General features: G+C 76.9%; 7 protein-coding genes. All 7 read left to right on the top strand.

Going from position 1 to position 10,909, the window contains the following annotated elements; translation table 11 throughout:
- A partial coding sequence (locus MHY85_RS18220) for a hypothetical protein (protein ID WP_239199131.1) occupies positions 1 to 1,939 on the top strand: 1,939 nt, incomplete at its 5' end.
- Positions 1,936 to 3,498, top strand: coding sequence for an FAD-dependent oxidoreductase (locus MHY85_RS18215; protein ID WP_239199128.1), 1,563 nt, complete (start codon positions 1,936 to 1,938; stop codon positions 3,496 to 3,498). The genes MHY85_RS18220 and MHY85_RS18215, both read left to right, overlap by 4 nt.
- A 149-nt stretch (positions 3,499 to 3,647) precedes the next feature.
- Positions 3,648 to 5,513, top strand: a complete 1,866-nt coding sequence (locus MHY85_RS18210) for an MBL fold metallo-hydrolase (RefSeq protein WP_239199125.1) — start codon at positions 3,648 to 3,650, stop codon at positions 5,511 to 5,513.
- A 33-nt stretch (positions 5,514 to 5,546) separates the two neighbouring features.
- Positions 5,547 to 6,599 carry a LacI family DNA-binding transcriptional regulator gene (locus MHY85_RS18205; protein ID WP_239199122.1) on the top strand — a complete coding sequence of 351 codons (1,053 nt, stop codon included), beginning with the start codon at positions 5,547 to 5,549 and terminating at the stop codon, positions 6,597 to 6,599.
- A gap of 320 nt (positions 6,600 to 6,919) precedes the next feature.
- Positions 6,920 to 8,020, top strand: a complete 1,101-nt coding sequence (locus MHY85_RS18200; RefSeq protein WP_239199119.1) for an ROK family protein — start codon at positions 6,920 to 6,922, stop codon at positions 8,018 to 8,020.
- Complete coding sequence (locus MHY85_RS18195) at positions 8,013 to 8,654, top strand: SIS domain-containing protein (protein WP_239199116.1); 642 nt, start codon at positions 8,013 to 8,015, stop codon at positions 8,652 to 8,654. Before MHY85_RS18200 ends, MHY85_RS18195 begins: the two co-directional genes overlap by 8 nt.
- Before the next feature lie 65 nt (positions 8,655 to 8,719).
- Positions 8,720 to 10,756 carry a hypothetical protein gene (locus MHY85_RS18190; RefSeq protein ID WP_239199113.1) on the top strand — a complete coding sequence of 679 codons (2,037 nt, stop codon included), beginning with the start codon at positions 8,720 to 8,722 and terminating at the stop codon, positions 10,754 to 10,756.
- Positions 10,757 to 10,909: the final 153 nt, after the last annotated feature.

The following is a 10,909-nucleotide window of genomic DNA, read 5'->3' as shown; positions in this document are numbered from 1 at the left end:
CCCGCCGCCGCCACCCCGAGGACCCATGCGCATCACCACCGCCCCCGGCACCCGCACGATCCACGCCGACGCCTACCTGCTCCAGGTCCGCGCGGACCCGCCGCGCGCCGTCCTCGCCGACCCCGACGGGCGCATCTGGTCGCACCTGAGCCTGCTCGCCTCCGTCGACGTGGTCGGCGCGGCGGACGAGTCGTCCGACGTCGGTGCCCCGACGGTGCACGACGCGTCGGGCGCCGCGGTCGGCGCCGAGCCCGTCGACACCCCCGTCGCCGAGGTCCGGCTCGACTGCCGGAGCACCGCGTGGGACCGGCGGCGCACCACGCTGCGCTGCCTGCCCGACCGGCTGGAGCTGGTCGTCGAGGTCGAGGGGTCGGGCGTGCTCACCGACGTCCGGCTGCTCGGCGGGCGGGCCGTGCTGCGCAACGGCGCGGGCGGGACGTTCCGGTCCTCGGTCGAGCACCGGTCGGTGTTCGTGCCGACGCCCACGGAGCCGGTGGACCTGGTCCGGCCGGCCGCGTCGGCCGCCACGCTCGGGGTCGTCGGCGACGCGTCGCCCGGGCGCCTGCACGCGGTGTTCTCGCCGCCGCCGCTGTGCCTGGTCCTGGGCCGGGAGCCGGCGGCGTCGGCCCTCGACGTGCCCGCCGCAGGCGACGGCGCCCCGGGATGGCTCGCCCTCGGCCTCGTCACCCCGGTCGCCGACCTGCGGCTGACCGAGCTCCGCTACCTGCCCGTGGACGGCGGCTTCCTGCTGGAGCTCGACCACGACGCGCACACCGCGGTGGACGGCACGTGGCGCAGCCCCGCGGTGGTGCTGCGGCCGGCCGCCGACCCGTGGACGGCGCTGGCGGACCACCGGGCCGACCTCGTGGCGGCCGGCGCCCCCGGCGGCCCGGTCGCGCCGGTCGCGGACTGGTGGGCCGAGCCGATCTTCTGCGGCTGGGGCGCCCAGTGCGCGCGGGCCCCGCTGCCCGGTGAGCCCGCGTCGCACCCGTTCTTCCTCCAGGACCTCGGCCCGGCGGTGGTGCCGCCGGGGCTGCCGATCGCCCCCGACCTGGCCCGGCAGGACGTCTACGACGAGCTGCTCGCGCACCTCGCGGCGCACGACGTGGTGCCGGGCACCGTCGTGATCGACGACAAGTGGCAGCGGGCCTACGGCACCGGGGAGGCGGACCCCGACCGCTGGCCCGACCTGCGGGCGTGGGTGGCCGCGCGGCACGCCGCCGGCCAGCGGGTGCTGCTCTGGTGGAAGGCGTGGGACCCCGAGGGCCTGCCCGTCGAGGAGTGCCTGGTCGACGCCACCGGCCGCCCGGTCGCGGTGGACCCGGCGAGCCCGGCGTACCGCGAGCGGCTCCGGCGCACGGTCGCCCACCTGCTCGGCCCGGACGGGGTCGACGCCGACGGGTTCAAGGTCGACTTCACGCAGCGCGCGCCCGCCGGGCACGCGGTGCGCCGGCACGGGGCGGGCGGCACGGCCGCCGCCGACGCGCCGTGGGGCGTCGCCGCCCTGCACGCCCTGCTGGGGGACCTGTACCGCGCGGCCAAGGACGCCAAGCCGGACGCGCTCGTCGTGACCCACACCCCGCACCCGGCGTTCGCCGACGTCTGCGACATGGTGCGGCTCAACGACGTGCTGGAGCGGGACACCGCGGGCCGGGTGGTCCCGCTGGCGGACCAGATGCGGGTGCGCCGCTCGATCGCCCGGGCCGCGCTGCCCGGGCACCTCGTGGACACCGACCAGTGGCCGATGCTCGACCGGGCGCAGTGGCGGGACTACGTCACGGCGCAGGCCGAGGGCGGCGTGCCGGCGCTCTACTACGCGGAACGGGTGGACCGGTCGGGCGAGCCGCTGACCGCGGACGACCTGGCGCTGGTCGCGGGGTCCTGGGCGGCGTACCGGGCGGGGCTGCGGGCCGCGGCCGGGACCGGGGCGCGGACGTGACCGGCGACCCGGTCGCCGCCCCCGCCGCCGCGGCCGACGTCGTCGTGGTCGGCGCCACCTCCGCCGGCGTGTGCGCCGCCGTCGCGGCCGCGGAGGCGGGGGCGACCGTCCTGCTCCTCGAGCCCGGCCGGCACGTCGGCGGCATGACCTCCGGCGGCCTCGGCTACACCGACGTCGGCGACGTCCGGGTGCTCGGCGGCATGGCCGCGCGGTTCCGGGCGGAGGTCGCGGCGCACTACGGGGTGCCGGTCGGCGCGTACGCGGGGCCGGAGCCGCACGTCGCGGAGGCGATCCTGCGCCGGTGGCTCGACCACCCGCGGATCCGGGTGGAGCACGGCGCGGCGGTCCGGTCGGCGGACGTGGCGGACCGCGCGGTCCGGTCGGTGGGCACCGCCGACGGGCGGACCTGGAGCGGTGGTGCGTTCGTCGACGCGACGTACGAGGGGGACCTGCTGGCGCTCGCGGGCGTGCCGTCGCGCGTCGGGCGCGAGGACCGCTCCCTGCACGGCGAGACCTTCGCCGGCCGCCGGGAGCCGGTGCCGGGCCGGCACGCCTTCCCGGCCTGGGTCTCCCCGTTCGTCGACGACCCGTCGGGCGAGACGCCGGGCCCCGTGCTGCCCCAGATCCGCGACGTGCCGCTCGCCCCGGTCGGCTCGGGGGACGGCGGCGTCATGTCCTACGGCTACCGGCTGTGCCTGACCACCGCGGCGGACCGGGTGCCCGTCGAGCGCCGCCCCGGATACGACGACGCGCACTGGGAGCTCGGCCGCCGGCTGTTCCGGCACTGGGCCCGCGCCGGCCACGTCCCGGAGGCCGGGTCGCTGCTCGGGCTCGAGCCGAACCTGCCCGGCGGCAAGGCGGACGGGAACTCGCTCGGGCCGTTCTCGCTCAGCGTGCTCGACGGCACGGCCTGGGAGTACCCGACCGCCGGCTGGGACCGGCGCGAGGAGATCCGCCGGCACCACCTCCACCACGCGCAGGACCTGCTGTGGTTCCTCACCCACGACCCCGAGGTGCCCGCCCCGGTGCGCGCGGAGCTGGCCCGGTGGGGGCTGCCGGCCGACGAGTTCGCCGACACCGGGCACCTCCCGCACCAGCTCTACGTCCGCGAGGCGCGGCGCATGGTCGGCGAGGTGGTGCTGACCGAGCACGACCTGCGCGCCCCCGCCCGGTGGCACGACGTGGTGGCGATGGGGTCGTACCACCTGGACGTGCGCGAGGTGCAGCGCACCTGGCGGTGGGTGCACGAGCACCCGCGACCGGTGGGGATGGTCGTCACCGAGGGCTACTACTCGGTGCCGGTGCCGCCGTACCCGATCCCGTACCGGGCGCTGGTGCCGCGGTGGGCGGACTGCACCAACCTCCTTGTGCCGGTGTGCGTGTCCGCGTCGCACGTGGCGTTCTCCTCGATCCGGATGGAGCCGCAGTACCAGATGCTCGGGCACGTCGCGGGGCTCGCCGCGGCGCGGGCGGTGGCGGCGGGCCGGGCGGTGCAGGCCGTCGACGTGGCGGCGCTCCAGGACGACCTGCGGGCGGCGGGCCAGGTGCTCGCGGTCTGACGCGGCGGGCGGCGCGTCGCGCCACGGCGGTGGGCCGGTGGGGGACGTGCGGGACGATCCGGGCATACGGGCCGAAACCACCGCTGAGCAGCGCTTCTCTTCGGTCGCACCGCTTGTCCCGGCCGATCTGGAATCGATACCATAGGCGCATGCCCCCCACCGCCATCGCCACCGTCGCCGAGGTCGCTCCCGGGGTGTTCCGCGTCGCCGACACCTGCCAGGTCTACGTCGTCCGCGCGGCCGAGCCGGCCGCCGACGGCACCCGCACCGCCGTCGCGATCGACTTCGGGTCGGGCGCCGCGCTGGACCACCTGGACGAGATGGGCGTCGACCGGATCACCGACGTCCTCATGACCCACCACCACCGCGACCAGGGCCAGGGGCTGCCCCGGGCCGTCGCGGCCGGCATCGCGATCCACGTCCCGCCGGTCGAGCGCGACCTGTTCGACCAGGTCGACGAGATGTGGCGCACCCGCCGGGTGGTGAACGACTACAACCTGCGCGAGGACCGGTTCTCGCTGCTGGAGCCGGTACCGGTCGCCGACGTCGTCCCCGAGTACCGGACCCGGGTCTACGGCGGCGTGCCGGTGCAGGTCGTGCCGACCCCGGGCCACACCACCGGCTCGGTCAGCTACGTGGTCGAGCGGGGCGGCCGGCGGCTCGGGTTCACCGGCGACCTCGTCTACGCCCCGGGCAAGGTGTGGTCGCTCGCGGCCACCCAGTGGTCCTACACCGAGAACGAGGGGCCGGCGATGACGGTCCTGTCCTGCTACCTGCTGATGGACGAGCACCTCGACCTGCTGCTGCCGTCGCACGGGCAGCCGATGGACGACCCGCAGCACGCGCTCGGGCTGCTCGCGAGCCGGATGCGCGGCTACGTCGACTCGCGTCGGCCCCAGCCGTGGGACCTGCGGCTGCGCCTGACGGAGCCGTTCCAGCGGATCACCGAGCACTTCCTGCTCAACCTGTCGAGCAACGCGTGCTCGTACGTCCTCGTCTCGCGGGACGGCGCGGCGCTGCTGATGGACTACGGGTACGACATGACCACGGGCCTGCCGTCCGGCGGCGACCGGGCGTCCCGCCGGCCGTGGCTCGCCTCCCTGCCGGCGCTGCGCCGCGACCACGGCGTGACGGCGGTCGAGGCGGTGCTGCCCACGCACTACCACGACGACCACGTGGCGGGGATGAACCTGCTGCGCGAGGTCGAGGGCACCGAGGTGTGGGCGCCGTCGAACGTCGCGCCGATCCTCACCGACCCGATGCGGTTCGACCTGCCCTGCCAGTGGTACGACCCGATCCCCGTCGACCGGGTGCTCCCGGTCGGCGGGACGTTCCGCTGGCACGAGTACGAGATCACCGTGCACGAGCTGCCGGGGCACACGCTGTACGCCGCCGCCTTCGAGGTGGAGGTCGACGGCGTCCGGGTCCTGGTCACGGGCGACCAGCAGGACGGGCTCGGCATCCCCGGGAACCGGCGGGAGATCCTCAACTACCAGTACCGGAACCTGTTCCGGATCACCGACTACCGGGACAGCGCGGCGCTCTACCGGCGGGTCGCGCCGGGCGTCATGGTGTCCGGGCACTGGGAGCCCCGGTGGGTCGACGACTCCTACCTCGCGATGCTGGAGGAGGAGGCCGAGGAGCTGGTGCAGATGCACCACGACCTCCTGCCGCTCGACGAGCTGGACCTGGGCACCGACACGCACATGGCGCGGATCGCCCCCTACGTCTCCCGGGTGCCCGCCGACCGGCCCGCCCGGTTCACCGTCACCGTCCGTAACCCCACCCGCGAGGAGCGCAAGGCGACCGTCCGCCCGGTGCTGCCGCTAGGCTGGCGCGCGCACCCCGACGAGGCCGTCGTCGCGCTCCCGCCCGCCGGGCTCGCGGAGATCGACCTGGACGTGGTGCCCACGGGTCCCGCGGCGGTCCGCCGGCGCCTGGCCGTCGACGTCAGCATCGGCGACCTGCGCCTCGGCCAGCACGCGGAGGCGCTCGTGGACGTCGTCGCGGACTGAGGCCCACGGGCCCGGGGGATCGAGGAGCACTGCATGGAGGCTGCCGCGCCGGGCACGCGCGGTGCGGTGACCGCCGCAGGGCGCCGCGCCACGATCAAGGACGTGGCCGAGGCCGCCGACGTCTCCCGCTCCACCGCCTCGCGCGCGCTCACCGGCCGCGGCTACGTGGCGCCCGCCGTGCGCGAGCGGGTGCGCCGGGCCGCGCAGACGCTCGGCTACGTGCCGGACGCGATGGCGCGCAACCTCCGCCAGCAGGTCAGCCGCTCGATCGGCGTCCTCGTCTCCGACCTGCGCAACTCCTTCTACGCCGACCTCGCGAGCGGGGTGAGCGCGCAGTCCCGCAAGCGCGGGTACGCGATGATGCTGGCCGACGACGCGGGCTCGGTCGACGCCGAGCTCGAGGCCGCCGAGACGTTCGTCGCGCTGCGCGTCGCCGGCGTCATCCTCACCCCGCTGTCCGCCGAGGTCACCGAGTACCTGGGCCGGCACCGCATCCCCGTGATCGAGGTCGACCGGCAGTTCGCCGAGGGGGCCTGCGACGCGGTGGTCGTCGACAACAAGGCCGCCGCGGAGCGGGTCACCACCGGCCTGCTGCAGCAGGGCCACCGCCGGGTCGCGCTGCTGATCGACGAGATGGACTGGACGACCGGGCGCGACCGCCTGGTCGGGTACCGGTCCGCGTTCCTCGCCGCCGGGCTCCCGCTCGACGACGCCCTCGTGGTGCGCGGGGGCTGGGACGTCGACGCGGCGACCGGGGTCGCGCGGGACCTGCTCGGCGGGCCGGGCCGGCCGACCGCCGTGTTCGCCGCCAACAACGTGCTCGCGGAGGGCGTCTGGCGCGCCGCGCAGGCGCTCGGGCTGCGGGTGCCCGAGGACCTCAGCCTGGTGTCCTTCGACGACGCCCCCTGGATGACGATGGTGACGCCCGGCGTGACGGCCGTGGCGCAGGACGCGGTCGCGCTCGGCGAGGCGGCGGTGGCGCAGATGTTCGAGCGGATCCAGAACCCGGAGTCGCCCAAGCGGACCGTGATGCTCTCGGCCGCGGTCGCGCAGCGCGGCTCGACCGCCGCCCCCGCCGAGGCCTGACCCGCCCCGGGCGCCTGCCCGCGGGCTCCCGCGCCGGGCGCCTGCCCACGAGTGGAACATCTGGCCGGACACGCCCGGGGCGTGTCCGGCCAGACCTTCCACTCGACGGTCCTCCCACCGGTCGCTCGCGGGCCGACCTGGACTCGATCCCACGTCCCGGGATCGTTTCCCGCGCCGTGCTTGACGCTCTCTCGCGCGCCCTCCTATGCTGAATCTGGAATCGATCCCAGAGGGCCGGACGGCACCGCCGCCGTCCGGTACCCGGGGTCGCCGCGCGCCGCCGCACCCGGCCGCGCGCCCGCCGGGGGTCTGGAGGACGCATGACGACGGACGGCTCGCTCGCGCCCGCGGGCGGAGGCGCGGCCACCGGCACGCCGGTCCTCGCGCTCGACATCGGTGGCACCAAGCTGGCCGTCGCCGTGGTCACCCCGGACGGCGCCGTGCACGGGCTCCGCGTCCGGCCCACCCGCCGCGACGAGGGCCCGCAGGCCGTGATCCGCCGGCTGTTCGACATGGGCCACGAGGCGGTCGCGGAGGCCGGGCTCGGCGGGGTCGGCGCCGTCGGCATCGCCTGCGGGGGCCCGCTGGACGCGCCCTCGGGGCTGCTGCAGTCGCCGCCGCACCTGCCCGGCTGGGACGACATCGCGATCGGCCCGCTGGCCACCGCCGAGTTCGGCGTGCCGTTCGCCCTGGAGAACGACGCGACCGCCGCGGCCGTCGCCGAGCACCGGTACGGCGCCGGGCGCGGTCTGGCCAGCCTCGTCTACCTCACCGTGTCGACCGGCGTCGGCGGGGGCGTGGTCCTCGACGGCCGGCTGCACCGCGGCGCCGCCGGCAACGGCGGCGAGCTCGGGCACATCACGGTGCGGCGCGGCGGCCGGGCCTGCTCGTGCGGCCGGCGCGGCTGCATCGAGGCGTACGCCTCGGGCTCGTCGATCGCGGCGCGCGCGGTCGAGGCGCTCGCCGACCCCGCGCCGGGGGAGGCGCCGTCGTCCCTGGCCGGCCTCGCCGCCGTCACCGCGGCGGACGTCAGCGCGGCGGCGGCCGCCGGCGACCCCCTCGCGGCCCGGGTCTGGGACGAGACCGTAGACCTGCTGGGCAGCGCCGTGTCGGACCTCGTGAACGTCCTGGAACCCGAGCTCGTCGTCCTCGGCGGGGGCGTCACCCGGTCCGGGGCGATGCTGCTCGACCCGGTGCGGGCCATCGTCGCCCGGGAGGCCATGCCGCCGGCCGCCCGCGCCGCGACCGTGCGGCTCGCCGCCCTCGGCGACGTCGTGTGCGTCGTCGGCGCCGGCGCGATCGCCCTCGACGTGCTTCCCGGCGCCGCCGGGGGCGCGACCCGGCCCGCTGGTGCCGACGCCGCTCCCGCACCCGCCCACCATCCGCACGACCACGCGCCGACGGAGGCCGCTCGTGTCTGATCCCACCGCCCCGATGCTCACGCCCGCCGCGCCCGCCGCGCCCGCCGCGCCGCCCGGCGACTGGCTGCACGCCCACCTCGCCGCGCACGCCGACGTCGCGGGAGCGATGGTCGGCCTGGCCGACCGCATCCGCGCGGCCGGCGAGCTCGTCCGCGACACGTTCGCCGGCGGGGGGACCCTCTACACGTTCGGCAACGGGGGCAGCGCCGCGGACGCGCAGCACCTGACCGGCGAGCTCGTCGGCCACTACAAGCGCGACCGCCGGCCGCTGCCCGCCGTCACCCTCAGCACCGACCCGACGTCGATGACCTGCATCGCGAACGACTACGCCTACGAGGACGTGTTCGCCCGCCAGGTCGAGGCCCTCGCGCGGCGCGGCGATCTTGTCGTCGCGTTCACCACCAGCGGCCGGTCCCCGAACGTCGTCCGCGCGCTGGCCGCCGCCCGCGCCAACGGCGCGACCACGCTGCTCCTCGCGGGTGGCGACGGCGGCCCCGCGCGGGAGCACGCCGACCACCTGCTGCTGGTGCCGTCGTCGGCGACGCCGCGCATCCAGGAGATGCACACCTTGGTGCTGCACGTGATCAGCGAGATGGTGGACGCGTGGGCGGCCGACGAGCCGCCCGCGGCCTGACGGCCGTGCCCGCCCGAGACCGACCGACCGACTGACCGACGACCGCGACGGCGGAGGGTGGACCCGTGGACGAGGAAGTCCCGCTGCGGCCGACGGGCGCGCTACTGCCGGAAGGGCCCGCGTGGTCCGGCGACGCGGTGCCCGTGGTGGGCACCGTGCGGCACGTGGTCGAGGTCGTGCTGCCCGACGGGACCGTGCTCCCGGCGCCGCCGTCGCCCGCCGGCCCGGGCGCGTACGCCGGCGAGGCCGGGCCGTTCCGCGCCGTCGCGACCTGGGCGCCGCCGACCGCCACCGGGCGCGTCGACGTGCGCCTCGACGTCGAGCACCGCGGCGACGCGCCGACCGACGCCGGCATCCGGTTCCGCGTGCACCTGCCGCCGGCGGCCGAGGCGCCCTGGTGGCTCGTCCCGGGGGCGTTCTACGGCGAGAACCGGCCGGCGGACTGCGACCGGCTGTTCCCGCGGTTCGAGGTCGGGGCCGACGACCCCGCCGGCATGGTGAGCGACCGCTGGGAGTTCCGCGCCGACCGGGCCGCCACCCCGGCGGTGTTCGCGTGGGCCGGCCCCGGCGGGGTGGCGCTCGTCGGTCCGGAGACGACCGCCCTCGGCATGACCGGCCTCGGGCTGGCGCACGACGCGGCCACCGGCGCGGGCAGCGTGCACCTGACCTTCCCGTTCCGCGAGGGCCCCGTGTCATATGCCGGCTCGGCGACGCCGCGCCCCGCGGAGACGACCACGTACCGCTGGGCGCCCGGCGAGCGGGTCACCCTGCGGTTCGCCGTCTACGCGACCGGACCGGACCGGCACGCGTACGCCCCGGTGCTGCGCGAGGAGCACGGGCGGGTCCGGGGCGCCGCGCCGCTGCGGCCCTGGGTCGGCGTCGCCGAGGCCGCCGACCTGGCCGCCGAGGGCCTGCACCGCTGGCACTACGCCGAGCCGGGCGTCCTGCTGGAGACGGTCGGCTTCGACCGCGAGGTCTCGGGCCGGGACGGCCTGACGGTCGACCGCCAGGCCATGCACGTCGGCTGGGTCAGCGGCATCCCGTGGGCGTACGCGCTGCTCGCGCACGCCCGCCGGCGGGGCTCCGACGCGGCAGGCGCGGACGCCGCGCGCGTCATCGACTTCATCTGCGACCACCTGTCGCCCTCGGGCACGTTCTGGGGCGTCTGGTACGCCGAGCACGGCTGGTCGCAGAGCTGGTCCCGGACCCGCGGCGCCCTGCACTCCCGCACGCTCGCGGAGGCGTCGCTGTTCCTGGCCCGGGCGCTCGAGCTCGGCGACGACGTGCGCGCCGCGCACCCGGGATGGGCAGCGGCGCTGCGGTCGAACCTCGACGCCGTGGTCCGCCGGCAGCGCGCGGACGGCAACCTCGGGTCCGCGCACCACGCCGAGACCGGCGAGGTGCTGTCCTGGCACGGCGCGGCCGGCCTGACCTGGGTGGCGGCCCTGGCCGAGGCCGGGCGCTGGGACGGGCCCGACGGGGCGGACGGCGCCTACCTCGCGGCCGCCGTGCGGGCGGGGGAGCACTACGCGCAGTTCGTCGACCGCGAGTTCCTCCACGGGGCGCCGGAGGACGTCGACCTCGCGCCGACCTCCGAGGACGGCTACGTCGCGGTGATGTCCTACGTCGCCCTGCACCGGCGCACCGGGGACCCCCGCTGGCTCGACCTGGCCCGGCGCGCCGCCGATTGGATGCTGACGTTCCGGTACTCCTACAACACGCGGTTCCCCGAGGGGACGCTGCTCGACGTCTACCGGTTCGCGACCCGGGGCGCCGACAACGCCTCGCCGTCCAACCAGCACCTGCACGCCTACGGGCTGATCTGCACGCGCGAGCTCGCCGAGCTGTCCGCGGCCACCGGCGACCCGCACTACGCCGACCGCGCCGCCGAGACCCTGGCCTGCTTCCGGCAGCTGGTCGCGCGGTTCGACGGGGACGTGAACGCGTACCGGGGGATGACCTCCGAGCGGTACTACCAGACCGCGTGCTTCCAGGCGAAGGGCATGCTGCTCACGCTGAGCCACGCCTGGACGGTCGGCGCCCTGCTCCTGGCCTGCGAGCAGTCCCTCGCGGACCCGTCCCTCCTCCCGGACCCGGTCTGACCCGAGCCCCGCCGCCCCGCTCGCTGAGGACGCCCGGCTCGCCAAGAACGCCCCCCGCGCCGCGGACGCCCCCTCGCCGAGATCGTCCCGCTCGCCGAGATAGGACCTCCGCGCCGAGATAGGACCCCGGGCGGTCCTATCTCGGCGCGGAGG

The sequence above is a fragment of the Cellulomonas sp. ACRRI genome (assembly GCF_022346185.1).
Taxonomy (GTDB): Bacteria; Actinomycetota; Actinomycetes; order Actinomycetales; family Cellulomonadaceae; genus Cellulomonas.
Note: the sequence above shows the minus strand (reverse complement) of the source record. Positions and strands in the feature narration are given on the sequence as shown.